The sequence below is a fragment of the Streptomyces sp. NPDC028419 genome (genome assembly GCF_055565515.1).
This window is the reverse complement of record NZ_JBVHUE010000007.1, coordinates 86410-103382: the sequence shown is the minus strand read 5'-3', so window position 1 is coordinate 103382 and position 16973 is coordinate 86410. Positions and strand designations below refer to the sequence as shown.

General features: G+C 75.0%; 16 protein-coding genes. 6 read left to right on the top strand and 10 right to left on the bottom strand.

The window, feature by feature from the left end; genetic code table 11:
• The first annotated feature begins 11 nt into the window (after window positions 1–11).
• Complete coding sequence (locus tag ACZ4UB_RS10915; protein WP_468069748.1) at window positions 12–1331, top strand: MFS transporter; 1320 nt, start codon at window positions 12–14, stop codon at window positions 1329–1331.
• Here the strand turns inward: ACZ4UB_RS10915 and ACZ4UB_RS10910 are convergent.
• Window positions 1316–2095 (bottom strand): hypothetical protein, encoded by a 780-nt coding sequence (locus ACZ4UB_RS10910; protein ID WP_468069746.1) that lies wholly within the window; start codon window positions 2093–2095, stop codon window positions 1316–1318. The two genes, ACZ4UB_RS10915 and ACZ4UB_RS10910, sit on opposite strands and share 16 nt — an antisense overlap.
• Window positions 2096–2214: 119 nt before the next feature.
• Between ACZ4UB_RS10910 and ACZ4UB_RS10905 the strand changes: the two genes are divergently transcribed.
• From ACZ4UB_RS10905 to ACZ4UB_RS10895, 3 genes are all read left to right on the top strand, one after another.
• Window positions 2215–2658 carry a MarR family winged helix-turn-helix transcriptional regulator gene (locus ACZ4UB_RS10905; protein ID WP_468069744.1) on the top strand — a complete coding sequence of 148 codons (444 nt, stop codon included), beginning with the start codon at window positions 2215–2217 and terminating at the stop codon, window positions 2656–2658.
• Window positions 2659–2722: 64 nt separating this feature from the next.
• Entirely contained in the window at window positions 2723–3298 is a 576-nt protein-coding gene (locus ACZ4UB_RS10900; protein ID WP_468069742.1) for a hydrolase, read from the top strand.
• Between the two features lie 77 nt (window positions 3299–3375).
• On the top strand, window positions 3376–4311 hold the full coding sequence (locus tag ACZ4UB_RS10895; protein ID WP_468069741.1) for an SDR family oxidoreductase: 936 nt from the start codon (window positions 3376–3378) through the stop codon (window positions 4309–4311).
• A 10-nt stretch (window positions 4312–4321) separates the two neighbouring features.
• Here ACZ4UB_RS10895 and ACZ4UB_RS10890 read toward each other — a convergent pair whose 3' ends face one another.
• Together ACZ4UB_RS10890 and ACZ4UB_RS10885 are read right to left on the bottom strand one after the other, a co-directional pair.
• On the bottom strand, window positions 4322–5374 hold the full coding sequence (locus ACZ4UB_RS10890) for an enoyl-CoA hydratase/isomerase family protein (RefSeq protein WP_468069740.1): 1053 nt from the start codon (window positions 5372–5374) through the stop codon (window positions 4322–4324).
• Between the two features lie 115 nt (window positions 5375–5489).
• Window positions 5490–5846: a hypothetical protein gene (locus ACZ4UB_RS10885; protein WP_468069739.1), complete on the bottom strand. Its 357-nt coding sequence runs from the start codon at window positions 5844–5846 to the stop codon at window positions 5490–5492.
• A 339-nt stretch (window positions 5847–6185) separates the two neighbouring features.
• Between ACZ4UB_RS10885 and ACZ4UB_RS10880 the strand changes: the two genes are divergently transcribed.
• Window positions 6186–7739, top strand: a complete 1554-nt coding sequence (locus tag ACZ4UB_RS10880) for an alpha/beta fold hydrolase (protein WP_468069738.1) — start codon at window positions 6186–6188, stop codon at window positions 7737–7739.
• A gap of 40 nt (window positions 7740–7779) precedes the next feature.
• Here the strand turns inward: ACZ4UB_RS10880 and ACZ4UB_RS10875 are convergent, their stop codons facing one another.
• From ACZ4UB_RS10875 to ACZ4UB_RS10860, 4 genes are all read right to left on the bottom strand, one after another.
• Window positions 7780–8571 carry an N-acetyltransferase gene (locus ACZ4UB_RS10875; protein ID WP_468069737.1) on the bottom strand — a complete coding sequence of 264 codons (792 nt, stop codon included), beginning with the start codon at window positions 8569–8571 and terminating at the stop codon, window positions 7780–7782.
• Between the two features lie 160 nt (window positions 8572–8731).
• Window positions 8732–8854, bottom strand: a complete 123-nt coding sequence (locus tag ACZ4UB_RS10870) for an ALQxL family class IV lanthipeptide (RefSeq protein ID WP_467957720.1) — start codon at window positions 8852–8854, stop codon at window positions 8732–8734.
• Window positions 8855–8927: 73 nt separating this feature from the next.
• Entirely contained in the window at window positions 8928–11807 is a 2880-nt protein-coding gene (gene lanL, locus ACZ4UB_RS10865; protein WP_468069736.1) for a class IV lanthionine synthetase LanL, read from the bottom strand.
• A gap of 74 nt (window positions 11808–11881) precedes the next feature.
• Window positions 11882–12073 carry a hypothetical protein gene (locus ACZ4UB_RS10860; RefSeq protein ID WP_468069735.1) on the bottom strand — a complete coding sequence of 64 codons (192 nt, stop codon included), beginning with the start codon at window positions 12071–12073 and terminating at the stop codon, window positions 11882–11884.
• 325 nt (window positions 12074–12398) lie between these two features.
• On the opposite strand from ACZ4UB_RS10860, the gene ACZ4UB_RS10855 reads away from it, so the two are divergent.
• Entirely contained in the window at window positions 12399–13346 is a 948-nt protein-coding gene (locus tag ACZ4UB_RS10855; protein WP_468069734.1) for a helix-turn-helix transcriptional regulator, read from the top strand.
• Window positions 13347–13385: 39 nt separating this feature from the next.
• Here ACZ4UB_RS10855 and ACZ4UB_RS10850 read toward each other — a convergent pair whose 3' ends face one another.
• The 3 genes from ACZ4UB_RS10850 to ACZ4UB_RS10840 form a co-directional block, all read right to left on the bottom strand.
• A complete protein-coding gene (locus tag ACZ4UB_RS10850) occupies window positions 13386–14288 on the bottom strand; it encodes a hypothetical protein (protein ID WP_468069733.1) in 903 nt (300 codons plus the stop codon).
• A 119-nt stretch (window positions 14289–14407) separates the two neighbouring features.
• Window positions 14408–15367, bottom strand: coding sequence for a GNAT family N-acetyltransferase (locus ACZ4UB_RS10845; RefSeq protein WP_468069732.1), 960 nt, complete (start codon window positions 15365–15367; stop codon window positions 14408–14410).
• A gap of 116 nt (window positions 15368–15483) precedes the next feature.
• Window positions 15484–16890 carry an MFS transporter gene (locus ACZ4UB_RS10840; RefSeq protein ID WP_468069730.1) on the bottom strand — a complete coding sequence of 469 codons (1407 nt, stop codon included), beginning with the start codon at window positions 16888–16890 and terminating at the stop codon, window positions 15484–15486.
• Window positions 16891–16973: the final 83 nt, after the last annotated feature.

The following is a 16973-nucleotide window of genomic DNA, read 5'->3' as shown; positions in this document are numbered from 1 at the left end:
GGAGCCCCCGCGTGTACCTGTCGACCGGCCGCGCCGCGGACGCCGCCCGGGGCCTGCCCGCACCCGCGGCGACCCGGCGGCGGCCCGTGCCCGCCACCGTCCTCGCGCTCGGTCTGGTCAGCATGGTCACGGACGTCTCCGCGGAGATGGTCACCGCCGTCCTGCCGCTGTACCTGGTGGCCGGGCTCGGCATGTCCCCGCTGGCCTTCGGCGCCCTGGACGGCCTGAACCAGGGCGCCACCGCCCTGTTCCGGCTGGCCGGGGGCCGGATCGCCGACCGCACCCGGCGCCGCAAGCTCGTCGCGGGCGCCGGGTACGCCCTCTCCGCCCTGTGCAAGGCGGCCCTGCTCGCCGTCACCACCCCGTGGCAGGTGGCGGCGGTGCTGGCCGCCGACCGCACGGGCAAGGGGGTGCGCACGGCTCCGCGCGACGCGCTGATCTCGCTGTCCTGTGCGCCGCGGGAACAGGGCCGGGCCTTCGGCGTGCACCGGGCCATGGACACCGCGGGGGCGCTGCTCGGGCCACTGGTGGCGTTCGGGGTGCTGTGGCTGGCCGCGGACGGCTACGGGGCCGTCTTCACCGTCAGTTTCTGCGCCGCCGCGCTGGGCGTCGTCCTGCTCGCGCTGTTCGTGCGCGAGAGCCCGGATCCGGCGCCGCGGCTCCCCGCCGGCGCTCCCCCGGCCGCGCTGCGGAGCCTGCTGCGGATCCCGGGGCTGCGCCGCCTGTGCGCCGCGGCCGCCCTGCTCGGCCTGTTCACGGTCGGCGACGCCTTCGTGTACCTCCTGCTCCAGCGCCGCCTCGAACTCCCCTACACCTCCTTCCCCTTGCTCGCGGCGGGTACCGCGGTCGCCTTCCTGCTCGGCGCGCTGCCGATGGGGCGCCTCGCCGACCGCGTCGGGCGCCACCGGGTCTTCCTCGGCGGGCACGTGCTGCTGGCGGGGGCCTGTCTGCTCCTGCTCGCGCCCGCGCCGGCGGGGTCACCGGTCGCCGTGGCCGCGCTCGTCGCGGGCGTGCTCGCGCTGGTCGGCCTGTTCTACGCGGCGACCGACGGCGTGCTCATGGCCGCCGCGGGCCCCCTCCTGCCGGAGGAGGCCCGTACCACCGGGCTCGCGGCGCTCCAGACCGTGCAGGCCCTGGCGCGCTTCGCGGGATCCCTGCTCTTCGGCGGGGTCTGGACCCTGTGGGGACCCGGCCCCGCCGTCGCCGCGGCGGCCGCCGCCCTCCTGCTGTCCGTGGTCGCGCTCGGCACCCTCGCCGCGCTCCCCCGCCCCCGCTCGGGGCCCCGCGGGGCGCCCGGCTCCGGCTCCGGCCCCGGTCAGCGTCCGACGTAGAGCCGGGAGTGGTACCAGCCCTCGCTCTCCTTGCCCGTCGGGTCCTCGCCGAGCGCCGTGACGGTATCGACCGCGCGCCGCTGCTCGCCCTCGTCCGTGAAGCGACGTTGCGGGTAGGTCGCGTCGCTGCGCTCGACGCTCAGCCCGTGCTCCTCCAGCCGGGCGACGACGCCCCCGAAGTCGCAGGTGCGCAGCACGAAGGCGGCCACCGGCACTGGGTGGCCGACGGCGGAGAGAAGCCGGCCGAAGGTCCGCTCGGTGAGGAAGGCGACCCCGCCGGTGACGGTGATCAGACCGACCCCACCGGCGGCCCGGCTCAACTCCTCGCCCGGCTCGCCCCTCTCCAGGTCCTCGCAGTAGCCCTCGTCGAGGAGCCCGACGGCGAGCGCGTACGCCACGGCGGGCCGCGACACGTCGATGCCGATGGATCCGACGGCTTCGGGCAGCCGTCGGGAGGCGTAGAACTCGCGGTCCCACTCGATGAGTTCGCCGGTGCTGAGCTCGGCGGCCTTGGTGGAGGTGTAGCGCTGGTAGAGCTCGTCGAGGGTCACGTCGTGGTTGACCAGTGCCGCGTTGATCCCGTAGGAGCAACAGATGTCGAGCATCACCCGTTCCTGTGGCGGTAGTTCACCGATCAGTTCTCGAAAGACCCGTTGCCCGTGGTGCGGCGCGCGGTAGTCGTACGGGCCCAGTTGGGCGAAGTACCCGCGCGGGTCCGGCAGTCCGTAGACCTCGTCGAAGCTCGTCATGTCCGATGCCGTCATGGCCGCAGGTCTATCCGGCGCACGCCGGGCGCGGAAAGACAGCCGTTCCGGCCACCCGACCGGCATGCGATCGACAGGCAAACTTGTCAGTTTACCTGTCGATCACCTACGGTTGCGGCATGGCTGACGAACAGCGGGAGCCGCGGGAACTGCGGGAGACCGCCGAGGACCTCCAGCTCGCCGTGCGCATGGTGGTGCGTCAGATGCGGGTCGCCGCCTCCGAAGGCTTGTCGTTGTCGCAGGTGGCGGCGCTCAAACAGCTCGACCGTCACGGCCCCGCGACCGCCGCCGAGCTGGCCCGGGCCGAACGGATCCGACCGCAGTCGATGATCGCCACGGTCAATGCGCTGCGCGCGGCCGGCTACGTCGAGCGCAGCGCCGACCCCACCGACGGACGGCGGCAGATCATCGCGCTGACCGAGAGCGGCCGTGACACCGTCCGTGAGCGCGGGAAAGCCGGGTACGAACGCCTCGCCGAACTGCTGGCCGAGCGCCTCAGCGAAGCCGAGCGCGCGACCCTGCGCGAGGCGATCGGCCTGCTCAAACGGCTCGCCGAAGGCTGAGCGCCGTCGGCCACCCGATCGATCCCCGACCGATCCCCGACCACGAGAAGGAACCGAGATCCTCATGAGCGACCTGTTGCTGGACGCGCACACCGCCCTCGTCCTGATCGACCTCCAGCAGGGCATCCTGGCCCTGCCGACCGCACGCCCCGGCGACGAGGTCCTCGCCAAGTCCGTCGAACTCGCCCGGGCCTTCCGCGCCCAGCGGCTCCCGGTGGTCCTGGTCAACGTCGCCTGGTCCGCCGACGGCGGCGATCTGCCGGTCGCCGCGACCGACCGGCCCGGTCCGCTCGCCGCCCCGCCCGCCGCCTTCAGCGAGATCTCGCCCGCGCTCGCCGCCGAGGGCGACATCCGCATCACCAAGCGCCACTGGGGCGCCTTCACCGGCACCGAGCTGGACCTCCAACTGCGCCGTCGCGGGATCACCCGGATCGTCCTCGCGGGCATCTCCACCAGCATCGGTGTCGAATCCACGGCCCGCGCGGCCTGGGAGAACAGCTACGCCGTGGTCTTCGCCGAGGACGCCACCACCGACACGGACGCGGACTCGCACGCGCATTCCTTCGGCAAGATCTTCCCGCGCCTGGGCCGGGTCAGCTCCACCGCCGAGATCATCGAGGCCCTCGGCGCCGGCGCCTGAGGCTCCGTACGCGCCCCCTGCCCTTCGCGCGGCCGAGCCGGCCGCCCGGCGGCGGCGCGGCGCCGTAGGCTCCCGGCATGACGCAATCACTGGCATCGGTGCCCGGGTCGCTGGCGGGAAGGGTCGCCCTCGTCGCGGGGGCGACCCGGGGCGCGGGTCGTGGCATCGCCGTGGAACTGGGCGCGCGCGGCGCCACCGTGTACGTGACGGGGCGCAGCACCCGGGGCAGGCGTTCGGAGTACGACCGGCCCGAGACCATCGAGGAGACCGCCGAGCTGGTCACGGCGGCCGGTGGGAAGGGCATCGCGATCGTCGCGGACCACCTGGTGCCCGAGCAGGTCGAGGCGGTGGTCGGCCGGATCGACGCCGAGCAGGGCCGCCTCGACGTGCTCGTCAACGACATCTGGGGCGCGGAGCGGCTCTTCGAGTGGGAGAGCCCGGTGTGGGAGCACGATCTGGACAAGGGGCTGCGGCTGCTGCGGCTCGCGGTCGAGACCCACGCCGTCACCAGCCACTTCGCGGTGCCGTTGCTGCTGCGCGAGCCGGGCGGCCTGGTGGTGGAGATGACGGACGGCACGACGGAGTACAACGCGAGCCGCTACCGGGTCTCCTTCTTCTACGACCTGGCCAAGTCGTCCGTGCTGCGGATGGCGTTCGCGCTCGGGCACGAGCTGGGGCCGCGCGGGGCGAGCGCGGTGGCGCTCACCCCGGGCTGGATGCGCTCGGAGATCATGCTCGACGCCTTCGAGGTGACGGAGGCGAACTGGCGGGACGCCCTGGCGAAACAGCCCCACTTCGCGATCTCGGAGACCCCGTCGTACGTGGGCCGGGCGGTGGCGGCGCTGGCCGGCGACCCCGAGCGGGCGCGCTGGAACGGACAGTCGCTCTCCAGCGGCCAGTTGGCCGGGGTGTACGGCTTCACGGACCTCGACGGGAGCCGCCCCGACGCCTGGCGGTACATGGTCGAGGTACAGGACCCGGGGCGCCCGGCCGACGTCACCGGCTACCGCTGATCGGTACGGCTCACTCCGCGTCCAGGCGCAGTTCGCGGTCGGCGCCGAGCGGGGCGAAGTACCGCTCCACCTCCGCGTCGGACACCCCGGCCAGCTCGGCCGGGGACCAGCGGGGCGTGCGGTCCTTGTCGATGACCTGGGCCCGGATGCCCTCCACCAGGTCGGGCGAGCGCAGGGCGGCGGCGGACACGCGGAACTCCTGCTCCAGCACCCGCTCCAGCGAGCCGAGGGCGCGGGCCCGGCGGACGGCCGCCAGGGTGACCTTGAGCGCGGTCGGGGACTTGGCCAGGATCGTCTCGGCGGTCTGCTTCGCCTCCGGGTCGCCGTGCCGGGACAGCCGCTCGACGATCGCCTCGACCGTGTCCGCGGCGTAGCAGTGGTCGATCCACTCCCGCTGCCGCGCCAGTTCGCCCTCCGGGGCGGGGACGGCGTACCGGGGCAGTACGTCGGCCACGGGCGCGGCGGCGAGGGCCTCGGCCATCTCCGGCAAGAGGCGGGCGGGCACGAAGTGGTCGGCGAGCCCGCACAGCAGCGCGTCGGCCGCGCCGACCGCCGCGCCGGTGAGCGCGAGGTGGGTGCCCAGTTCTCCCGGGGCCCGGGCCAGCAGGTGGGTACCGCCGACGTCGGGGACGAAGCCGATGCCGGTCTCGGGCATGGCCACGCGCGAGCGTTCGGTGACGATGCGGACGCTGCCGTGGGCGGAGATCCCGACCCCGCCGCCCATCACGATGCCGTCCATGAGGGCGACGTACGGCTTGGGGTAGCGGGCGATCCGGGCGTTGAGCCGGTACTCGTCGCGCCAGAAGTCGAGCGAGGCCGTGCCGCCCGCGCGGGCGTCGGCGTGGATCGCCCGGATGTCGCCGCCCGCGCACAGGCCGCGCTCCCCCGCGCCGACGACGAGGATCTGGGTGACCCGCGGGTCGTGCTCCCAGGCGGTGAGCGCGGCGGAGATCCGCAGCACCATGGGGCGGGTGAGGGAGTTGAGGGCTCCGGGTCGGTTGAGGGTGATCCGGCCGGTGCGGCCCTCGGTGGTCACCAGGACCGTGTCGTCCCCGTCGCTCATCGGCGTTCCTTCCCTCATGATCCGGACCGACATTATGTCCGGAACGGGAACGGGAACGGGAGCCGGCCCCGCCCCCGCCGCGGGCGGGCGACGGTGGGAGCGGGGCCGGAGCGGGTCAGCTCGGGCGGCCGTGGAAGTACACGGAGCGGACCTTCAGGTTCTCGGTGGCCGGCTTGCCGTGGGCGCGCAGGTTCCACTGCGGGCCGGTGCAGTCGGCGCCCTTGAAGACGGTCACCAGCTCGTCCGTGGCGTTGTGCGGCGTGTGGCCCGCCTCGACCCACTCGCTGCCGACGTAGGGCAGGTTGACGCACTCCTCGCTGCGCGGGTCGTGCAGGGCGACGGTCAGCACCTGGTCGCGGTCGTCGGTGAAGGTGTAGCTGAAGTCGCCGGTCGCGGCGAAGGCTGAGCCCGGGACGGCAAGGGCGAGCACCAGCCCGGCCAGGCCGGCGGTGACGGCGCTGCGAAGCTTCACTGAAGGTCTCCTCAAGATCGGCGAGGGGTCACAGCGGACCGTATGTCGACGCCCAGCGGCGAATCGGTTCTTCCCGCGCCGACCGCCCCGGGTTCCACCGGGACGGGTGAAACCGCACGGCGACGACGGGTGGCGCACCGTCCCGGGCGGCCCGAGCTGGTAGTCCGGGAGGCACCACCCCCCTGGTCACCCCACCAACCGCCGCCGGATTCCGGCCGATTGTCCAGATCCGAGCTCGTCCGCACGGTGGATACGGACCGACGCTCCGGGATGATTCGCCCGCTCGGCCCGTCCGCGAAGGTGGCAGGGAACCGACTCCTCCGAAAGGAACGGCTCCTCGTGCGCACCCCACGCATCGCGCCCCTGCTCGCCGCCGCCGGACTCCTCGCCACCACCGTCCCGCTCCTGTCCGCGACCGGAGCGAGCGCCGCCGACCTGCCGCCCGCCCCTCTCGCCTGGCACCGCTGCGCCGCGGACCGCCCGGCCGCCTACGAGTGCGCCACCCTCAAGGTCCCGCTCGACCACGCGCGTCCCAGGGGCCCGTCCCTCGACCTCGCGATCTCCCGGGTCAGGAGCGAGAAGCCCGCCGCGCGGCGCGGCGTCCTGCTGATCAACCCGGGCGGACCGGGCGATTCCGGGCTGGGTCTGCCGCTGGACCTGCACGAGGTCCTGCCCCGGGAGGCCCGCGACCAGTACGACCTGATCGGCTTCGACCCGCGCGGCGTCGGGGCGAGCAGCCCGGTCACCTGCGGGCTGGGCGTCGCCGAGCAGGTCATCGACCGGCCGTACCACCCGGAGACCTTCGCCTCCGACGTCGCCTGGGCGCGTACGGTCGCCGACAAGTGCCGGGAGAAGGCGGGGGCGGTCCTGCCGTACCTCACCACCCGCAACACCGCCCGCGACATGGACGCGATCCGCTCGGCGCTGGGCGAGCGGAAGATCTCCTACCTGGGGTACTCGTACGGGACCTACCTCGGCGCGGTGTACACGCAGCTCTTCCCGGCCCGCACCGACCGCTTCGTCCTGGACAGCGGGGTGGACCCGCAGCGCGTGTGGCGGGGCGCGCTGCGGACCTGGGCGACCGAGGCCGAGCCCGCCTTCGCCCGGTGGACCCGGTGGACGGCCGAGCGCGACGCCGCGTACCACTTGGGCGCATCGCCGGCCGCGGTCTCCCGGACGTTCTGGGACCTGGTGGCGCGGGCCGACCGCGACCCCATCGAGTTCCAGGGCGAGAGGCTGACCGGTGACACGATCCGGTCCGCCCGCGCGCTGTTCTTCTCCCCGGCGCGGGCGGCCCCCCTGGTCGCCGCGGTCAAGGCGGCGGCCGACGGGACGCCGCCGCCCGCGTCCGTCCCCTCCCTGCGGGACGCGCTCGCCGGCGCGCGGTCGGCGGCGGGCGAGCCGGCCTCCGACAACGGCATCTCCGTCTTCTGGTCGGTGATCTGCGGGGACGGCGGCAGTTGGCCGCGCGACCCCGAGCAGTACCGGCGCGACGCGGTCCGGGACAAGGCCGCGTACCCGCTGTACGGCGACTTCTCGTCCAACATCAAGCCGTGCGCCTTCTGGCAGCGGCCCCGGGAGGCCGTGACCCCGATGCGGACCCGGGCGAACGTGCTGACCGTGCAGAACGAGTGGGACTCCCAGACCCCGCTGGTCAGCGGCGAGGGGCTGCACCGGGCGTTGAAGGGCTCGCGGATGGCGCTGGCGCTGGGCGGCGAGGGCCACGGCGTGTACCTGGCCGATCCCGACTCCTGCGTGACCGCGACCGTGACCGGTTACCTGGCCACGGGCCGGCTCCCGGCCCAGGACGTCCGCTGCCGGGCCACCACGCCGCCGCGGGACGGGCGTCGGGCCGCGCCGCTGCCCCCGCTGCCGGCCACGGACCGCTTCTGACCCCGGGCGGGGTGGGACCCGTACGCGGGTCGGTGGCGCGTCAGGTGCCGTCGGCCGCAGCGGGTCCCGCGCCGTGCCGGATCCACACGTTGGGCTCGACGTAGACCGCGTACCCGTGCGCGGCGTCGCAGCGCAGCGGGACGAGCGCGCCGGGCACCTCCACCGCGCCGTCCGCTTCGAGGGGGAGGCCGGTCCAGGTGCGCCACTGGTCCAAGGAGCCGCTGACCGTCATCGACGCCGGGGCGATCCGTTCGATGACGCCGCCCGCGCGCACGTGCACGCGCAGCCACGGGTCCTGCGGCAGTCCGTCCTCGCGCACGAGCCGTACGTACTGCGCCATGGGCAGGTGCGGCCGCAGGTGTTTGGCGGTCGGGCGGACCGGGGCGAGGAAGTCCCGGTGGCCCTGGGCCCCGGCCGCGCCGCGCAGGGCCGCCAGCATGCGGTAGGAGAGTCCGCGGCCGAGGTACGCGCGGTCCACGGTGATCTCCAGCGCGCTGGCCGCGGTCACGGCGGCGCCGCCGCGCCGGTCGCGCATCGCCCACACCAGGACCCGGTCCCACCCCTGGTCCGGCATCTCCTCACGCCCGTCCGACGCCGCGTCGAAGGGCACGCCGAAACCCCGGGCCACGACGCGGTCGCCGTCGGTGGCCACGACGCAGTACTGCGGGAACTCGGCGGGAACCCGGCTCAGCAGGGCTCCGGCGACCGGCTCGTGCGGGATGAAAGCGGGCCAGTCGTCGGCGATCTCGTAGAGCCGGTCGGTCAGTTCCGGGCGCTCGGCGAGGGTGCTGATCTCCAGGCCGTCGGCGGGGGAGGTTTCATGGGGTGTCACCTGTCGAACCTGTCACAGCCGCATGATCTTGGCCAGCGGATTCCTCCGCGCCTCGGGAGGGCGGCAGCGGACCGTACGGCACCGAGGAGGGGACCAGCCCCCCGGGCTGGTCCCCTCCTTGTGCGCGGGCTCGGGGCCCGCCCTTCAGTCGTTACCGACTTCAGCAGCCGCTGAAGTGGATGCGGCAGGCGGTGATGAGCGCGGCCGCGTGCTCCTCGCCCAGGTCCTCGGTGGCCAGGTCGGCGGGGAGGACCTGCAGGGCGTCGATGTCGTGCTCCATCATGAGGGGCTCCTTCTGTTGGGAGGTGTACCGGTCCGTACGGACCGGCTACCGGTGGCCGGCGGCCACCGGAAGTTCAGAGGTGGGTGCGCGCACCCTCGGGCAGCCAGGCGCGCGGCCCGCCGGAGCGCATCCGCAGCAGCAGCGAGAGGCTCCCGGCCAATCCGGTGGCGTACTCGGCGAGCACGCCCTTGCGGTTGTCGTCGGGCACCAGCAGCCGGCCGTCGCGCAGGACCGCCTGCGCCGCCAGGTGTTCGACCAGCAGTTCCGCGCCCGCCCGGTGCTCCTCGTCGCCCGTCAGCTCGGCGGCGTCGAGCAGGAACTCGGCGTTGCCGGCCAGCCCGTGGCACGCGGCGGGCGAGTCCCCGAACCGCCCGGCCCGCACCGCGAGGGCCGCGCCCTCGACCAGGTCGCGGGTGACGTCGTCGGTCCCGCCGGTCGCCGACCAGAGCCGGACCAGGAAGGTGGCGACCCCGGAGGAGCCGTTGCACCAGTGCCGGGCGAGGTCGGGCGATCCGGCGAGGTGCCGGGCCCGGTCCACCGGCCACATGGTGCCGGCCGGCCCCTTGCGGGCGGCGGTCGTCACGGTGGTCCCCGCCTCGACGGCCGCCTTCAGGAAGCGGTCCTCACCGGTGGCTTCGGCGGCGAGGAGCAGGAAGGTGGCGACTCCGGCGACGCCGTGGGCGAAGCCGTAGTGCCAGGCTCCCGCCAGCCCGGAGTCGAAGTCCTCCGGCACCGGCCAGAAGACGCCCTCGGGGGTGTGCCGGGCCGCGGTGAGCAGTGCCTCGGCGACCTGGGCGGTCCGCTCCAGGAAGCGCGGGTCGCCGGTGGTGCGCCAGAAGTGCAGCTGGGCCAGGCCGGATCCGGCGGCGCCGTGGCAGACGTCGGGATTGGGCCACTCGACGGGCAGCTTGAGGGCGAGCGCGGACGCCCGTCCGGCCAGGGCCGGGTCGTCCAGCGCCTCCGCGGCGTCGAGCAGCGCCCAGGCCGTGCCGGAGCGGCCGAAGTGCAGGCCGGGGAGGATCCAGGGCAGTGCCTCCTGCCGGTCGGCCGTCCACAGCGCGGCGGTGCGCAGCCCCTCGCGCAGGGTCTCCCGGGTGAGGGCGCCCGGCCCGTCCGGCGCACCGGCGAAGTGGTCGTCCCAGCCGTTCAGGGCCCGGGCGAGTACGGCCACCCCACCGGCCGAGCCGTGTTGCACGGCGACCGGGTCGCAGGTCACGCCGAAGGTGTCGGAGGGCCAGAGCCGGTCGGCGTCCTGCGGGCCGGCGGTGGCCAGGAGGTGGGCGACGCCGTCGCGCACCAGGCGGGCCCGGACGTCCTCGACGGGGGCGCCGGCAGGTGAGCCGCCGCGCACCCCGGCCGGGCGCGCGCCGGGCCGGTCCGCCGGGCGGAACGCACGGGCGGCCTCCAGCGTCCAGCGCGCGCCGGGCTCGTCCCGCATCAGGCCGAGGACCAGCGGGGCGAAGCGGCGCACTGCGCTCTGTTCCCGGGCGAGCAACTCCACGAGGTGGGCGAGGCGTTCCTCGTCGGGCCGGGCGTCCGCCGCGGGGCGGTCCGTCGCGAACAGCGGGTCGGCTCCGCTCAGCGCGTGCAGGACGGTCGCGCCCAGGGCGTACAGGTCGACGGCGGGGCCCATCGCGGGCGCCACCTGGGGGGCGGCGCGCAGTTCGGGGGCGGTGTAGCCGGGGGTGGCCCCCAGGACCCAGCGCTCGCCCTCGCGGGCCGCCATCTCCAGGTCGATCAGCACGAGCCGGCCGTCCGGGGTGACCATGACGTTGTTCGGGTTGAAGTCGTGCAGGGTGACGCCCAGTTCGTGGGCGGCGGCGACCAGTTCGATCAGCTGCCGGACCAGCGCGTCGGCCGTGGCCCCGTCCGGGCAGGCCGCGCCGGTCTGCACCAGGCGCTCGGCGACCGTGCGGCGCAGCGTGGCGCCGGGGACGGTCCCCGCCGCCAGGAACACGCTGCCCTGCTGCTCGAACACCTCGGCCAGCCGCGGGACCCGGTCCGGGAAGGCCTTGCCGAACCGCTCCAACAGGGTCGCCTCCCGGCGCAGCAGGTCCCGTACGTCGAGCCCCTCCAGGCCGGCGGCCACGTGGGGCCGGGCCTGCTTGACGACGACCTGCGCACCGGTCTCGGTGTCCTCGGCCCGGTACACGCCGCCCTTGTTGGAGTGTTGGATGGCGCCGCGCACCAGGTACCGGCCGCCGAGCAGGACCGGCTTGGCGGTGGCGGCGCTGCGGACGGGGGCCGCCGTACGCTCGGGGAAGGGGTCGCCCGCCCAAGCGGGCGGGCTGAACCAGGCGTTGCGCTCATCGGCCACCCGGCGCCCCTCGGGGTCGGTCAGGAGGGTGGCGAAGCAGCCGTCGGCGGTGAGTTCCTGGACTCCGGCGAAGACCCCGAAGCGGTAGGAGACCTGACTGTCCGGCAGGTAGCGGCGGTCGGAGAGGACAGCGGGACCGGGCAACCCCAGGGTGGCGCGGTGGAGTTCCTCGGCGAGTACGCGGAACTGGTCGTCGTCCGAGGGGTACACGGTGATGAACTTGCCGCCCCCGCCCCGCGCGAAGCGCCCCGACACCAGGGCCGCGACCCGGGCCGGCGTTCCGGCGAACTTGAAGGCGGCGCGGTGGGCCACCAGCACCTCGGCGGCGCGGGCCAGGGCCAGCGGCGCGGCGAGCGGGGTGGCCGAGACGTGCAGCTTCCACCCCTGGGTGCGCCGGACCGGCGCGCCCGGCATCACGTGGCACCAGAACTCGCCCGGGGTCACGGTCCAGTCGACCGTCTCCGCACCCTCGCCGTCGGACCCCGCCGAACCACCCTCACCCCGCCGCGCCCGCGCCGCGGACCGGGCGATCACGGCGCGCACCAGGTCGGGCAGGAGCGCGAGGTCCGCCGGACTCTCGACCCCTTCTCGGGGCCCGTGTCCGGACCGGGAGGGGGTCACAGGCAGGGATGACACGTTCTGGGGCCTTTCACTTCGGGTCGGACGGGACGGGGGGACGAAGGCTCCTGCCCGGTTCTCACGCGAGGTACCTAGTGCTGCGGCGCGATGTAGCCGTCGCCCCAACTGGTGTCCAGGGGCGTGGCCGCGAGCGTGTTCACCACGGCGGATCCGTCCTGGTGCCCCGCGGCGCCGGGTCCGAGCCCGTCGCCCACGGTGAGCGCGGACGCACCGCACGCCAGCAGGACCGTGAGGGCGAGGAAGCATCGGCTGGCTGCGGGCATGGTGCGACTCCTGAGTCGGGAGGTGGGTGCATGGGCCGCGAACACCACCGGTGGGGGATTCGCCATGCGATGTCCGCCTGAGGGGGTTTGTGTGGCGGACACCCGAATCTCCTCATGCCACGCCCCGCGGGTCCAGCGCTCCGATCTGGCAATACCCTGCAGGGCACGGAAGTAGCAGGGCCGCATAGGGGGTATGAGCATCGATACCGGGACAGAATTCATCGACTTGCCGCGACTGGACGCGGCTGCCGTGGCCGTTTTCGAACACGTCCTGGCTCGGGGGGCCCTCCCGCGGCACCCGCTCGACGTCCCCTCTGACCTCGGCTTGAGCACGGAGGAGGCGGAGCGGGCGTGCCACACCCTGCTCCGGCTGAGGCTCCTGCGCACGGTTCCGGGAAGCCCCGACGAGCTGATGGCGGTCAGTCCGGACGCCGCCGCGGCGGAGGCGGTCGGGCCGCTGGAGGCGCGGCTCGCGCGCAGCGCCGCGCACGCCCAGTCCGTCCGGGACGACCTGCGGTCCCTGATGCCGCGCTACCGGGCGACCCGGCACGAGCAGGCCCGCCGCGAGGGCATCGACTCGCTGCCCGACCTGGCCGCCGTATCGGCCCTGCTCGCCCAGCACTCGGCGCGGTGCCGGGAGGAGGTCTTCACCATCCAGCCGGGCGGCGGGCGGCCGCCGCACCGGCTCGGCGACGCCATCGAGCGGGACCTGGCGATGCTCGACCGGGGCGTGCGCATGCGCACGCTCTACCAGCACCCGGCCCGCTCCAACCTGGCCACCCAGGGGTACGTGGAGACGCTCACCGCGGCCGGCGCGGAGTACCGCACGGCCGCCGAACTGCCCGACCGGGCGATCGTGTTCGACCGCAGCGTGGCCTTCCTGCCCCGGCGCTCGGACGGCGGGAGCGGCGAGGGGGCCGTCTTGGTCCGCGACCCCGACGTGGTGGCCTACCTGTGCCGGGTCTTCGAGCAGCACTGGTCCGCCGCGGACCCCTTCCTGGGCAGCAGCGGAGCCGCGTACAAGGAGGTCGGTCACAGCCTGCGGCGGACCCTGGTGCGGCTGCTGGTGGAGGGCGCCAAGGACGAGGTGATCGCACGGCGGATGGGCATGTCGCTGCGCACCTGCCGCCGCCACATCGCGGAGCTGCTGGAGGAGTTGGGCGCCGAGAGCCGCTTCCAGGGCGGCGCGCTGGCCGAACGGGCGGGCCTGGCCGCGCCGGACGCGCCCGCCGCGGAAGCCGGGGCCCAGGAGGTCCTCGTCCCGGACGCCTGACCTGCCGCGCGGGCGGCGCTCCGGCCGGCGCCGGCGGTGCTACTTCGCCGACAGCACGATCCGGACCAGGTACGGCAGCACCTCGGTGACCCGGTCGTCGTGGTCCAGCAGCACCGCGACCGGGCTGTGGCCCTCGGAGCGCAGGGCGTCCAACGGGCTCGACCACTGGGCGCAGGGGGCCGGGCCGGGGGCGTCGTCCTCGCGCTCCCGGCCGACGGCGGGGAAGGCCCGCGGGACCGGGTGGCCGGCCTCGTGGGCCCGGCGGCGCGACAGCGCGCGCTCCACCGCGGTACGGGCCGCGTCGGCCAGGGTCGCGCCCGTCGCGATGACGGTCTCGCACGCGTCCCCGCGGTGCTCGCCCCCGGGGCGCGGGGCGAGCGCGACGGCGCAGGCGGGCAGGGAGAGCAGTTCGGTCAGGTCGTGCGCGACGGGCTCCCCCGCGGCGTGCGCCTCGCGCAGCAGCGCGCGGGGCACCTCGACTCCCCCGTCGCCGAGGCGCAGCCGGGGCACCCGGGTCCCGGGGGCCTCCAGGCGGCGCGCGAGGAGGGCCGCGCAGTGCTGGGCGAGACCTTCTTCGAGCGCGCCCACCCAGGTCAGTCCCGCCGCGACGCCCACCGGGGAGCCGGACCCGGCGACGCGTACCCGGCGCAGCCCGCCCGTGGCCAGATCGAGGCCCCAGGCCGTGGGGTGCGCGGACCCGGCGGGGCCGGCGGCCGCCGGGTGCGTCGCCGCGCGGGCGGCGAGGTGGCCCAGTACCGCCTCGATGTCCGTGGTGGCGGCGTCGACCGTGCCGGGCAACAGTTCCGGAGCCCGCTCCAGCACCGTGCGCGCGCCGACCGCCGGGCCGCCGGCCCGGGACAGGAAGGCGGCCCGGGCCTCGGCTTCGGTCGCGGCGGCGGCCTGGGCCGCGGGCCGGTCGGCGGTCAACTCTTCGGTGCTCATCTTCGGTCGTCCCTCTCCACGGCGTTCTTCACGGGGCCCATGGAAGCGAGGGAGGATATTCACCGGATAGACGCACGATCTCGGCCACCCGCTCGCACGGCGGCGGCCGGGCCCGCGTCTCAGTGCGCGGACAGCACCAGGCGGCGGGCGTCGTTGCGGTAGCCCACCCGCTCGAAGGCCGCGGCCATCGGCACGTTCGTCAGGTCGGTGTCGGCCCGGACCTTCTCCGGATCGGTTTCGACCACCAGGATCCGGGTGATCTCGGCGAGGATCTCGTCGGCGTACCCACGCCCCCGGTGCTCGGGGACCACGCCCAGGTATCCGACCACCGGGAAGGCGTGGTTGCGGGAGGGGAGACCGAAGCCGACGGGCTCGCCCGCGGGCGTACGGGCCACCCGCCACCAGGAGCGCTCCCCCGGCATGGTGTCGCGGTAGAACGCGACGTCCCCGCGGGCCTGGGCCTCCGCGCCCATGCTCGCGGCCTCCTTCGTGGAGTCCGTGTCCAGACTGTCCGTCAGGACCCGGCGGAACAGGTCGACGAAGACCTCGTCGTCGGGCTCGGCGGCGAAGACCAGGCGCCCGCGGGGCTCCGGAAGACCGGACCGCGGCGTCCATTCGTAGCGCAGCCGCTCCAGCGACACCGGGAGCCCCGCCCGCCGGGCCGCTTCCCGACGCCAGGTCACGGCCTCCACCACGTCCGGCCGTTCGCGCCAGTCCCCCGGGAGCGAGAGGTGGTAGTCGGGCGCGGCCTCCGCACCGGCGGCGGCGTAGGCCGTGTGCGCCGCGGCGAGCAACTCAGCCGCCAGTGCGGTGCGTTCGACGGTGGACCCGGTCGGCTCGGGGACGAAGAGGCCGTCCAGGGCGTTCGGCAGGGCGTCGTCCGGGCCGCCCCACCACACCGCGAGGGCGAGCGGTGCGCCGCCCGCGCCGTCTTCGGCCAGCCAGGTCCATTCGGGGCGGTACTCCCCCGCGGCGAGCCGGGTCGTGTACGTGTCGGCGGTCATCCCGCCCGCCGCGTCGGTGACGATGAGCGGGAGGAGGCGGTCGAGGTCGCTGGCGTGGGTGGGGCGGAAGATCACAGTGGCTCCGGATCGGTGTGAGGCAGAGGTGAGGGAGATCGGTGGAGGAGGATCGCCGACCCCGAGCGTAGGCGGATCGGGCCCTCGGGACGGGGCGGCGGGCCAGCCGGAGGCGCTCAGGGGCGGGCCGCAGGGCCCGTGGCGACCGGGGGACCGGCCCCGTCCGACGCGCCGTCCGGCGCGGTGGGTGACGGGCCCCGCGCGGCTGACGCGGTCCCGGTGGGTTTCGCGCCCTCGTCCGGTGGCGCCGGCAGGGCGGTGATGGTGTGGCGGCGCCCGATCAGGGCGGTGAGGGCCAGGATCAGTCCGGTACAGCAGAGGAGCAGGGCGCTGCCGCGGTCGCGGGTCGAGCCGAGCAGCCGGCCCAGCGTGGCGGCGAGCGGTCCGCCGGGGTCCACCAAGGGGCCGAAGACCTGTGAGGCGAGCGGTCCGGCCACCAAGTAGCCGAGCAGGATGCCACCTTGGGTGAACATGCGGCGCAGGGCGAAGACCCGCCCCTGGGCCTCGGCGGCCACCGCGGACTGCCAGAGCACCTGCGCACAGCTGCTCACCACCGGTAGGCCGAGGAAGAAGGTGAAGGCAGCCGCCGCCAAGGGGACGGGGCGCGGGAAGAACCCGGCTTGGAGCACCGCGAGGCCGCTCACGAGGGTGGCCGCGGTGACCCAGGCCAACGGCCGGCGCGGGGTTCCCCAGATGGACATGGCGATGCTGCTGATCGCGAGGCCGAGCCCGCCTGCGGTGCTGACCATGGCCACCGCGGCGTTCTGGTCCGCCTCGGGGGTGGCCGCCAGGACCAGGGGGAGCAGCAGGGCGGTGGCGGTGGCCTCGGCCGCGTTGAGGACCGTGACCAGGCGGAGCAGGTACTTCAGTCCGGGTTGACTGGTGAGCAGCCGGCGTCCTTCGGTCAACTCCGCGCGCCAGCCCGGGCCTTCCTCGTGCGGGCCGGCGCGTTTCGGTGAGCCGGGCGGTTCGGGGAAGCGTGCGACCAACAGGGTGAGCACTCCCAGCGCGAAGGAGATGACGTCGACCACCAGGACGGCGCGGAGCCCGCCCGCGCCGAGGAGTACGGCGGCGAGCATCGGACCCAACAACTGGGCTCCGGCCAGGGCGGTTTGGGTCATCGCGCTGGCCCGGCCGCGCTGTTCGGGTCGGACCATGCCGGTGACGGCGGCGGCGAGCGCGGGCCATTGGAAGGCCGCGCAACAGGATTCGACGACGATCACCGCGTACACCTGCCAGACGGCGAGGTGCCCGGTCGCCTGGGCGGTGGCCAGGGCCACCGCACCGAGCATGGCCACCGCGTCGGCGCAGAGCAGGACGATGCGGCGCCGGTGCCGGTCCACCAGCACCCCGGCGACCGGGGCGGCCAGCATCCCCGGGGCGAAGGCGAGCAACAGGCCGGTGGCGAACTGCGTGACGGAGCCGGTCTGTTGGTAGATCCACAGGCCGAGGGCGAAGCCGGAGATGCTGGACCCGAGTGCGGTGACCAGGCGGCCCGCCCAGACGAGCGCGAAGGTGGTCATGGCAGGCCCACCAGGGGCGGGGCGAGGGACAGGGGCAGGGGCACGGGTGAGCTCCGTTCGGAGGCCGCGGCGGGACGGGACGT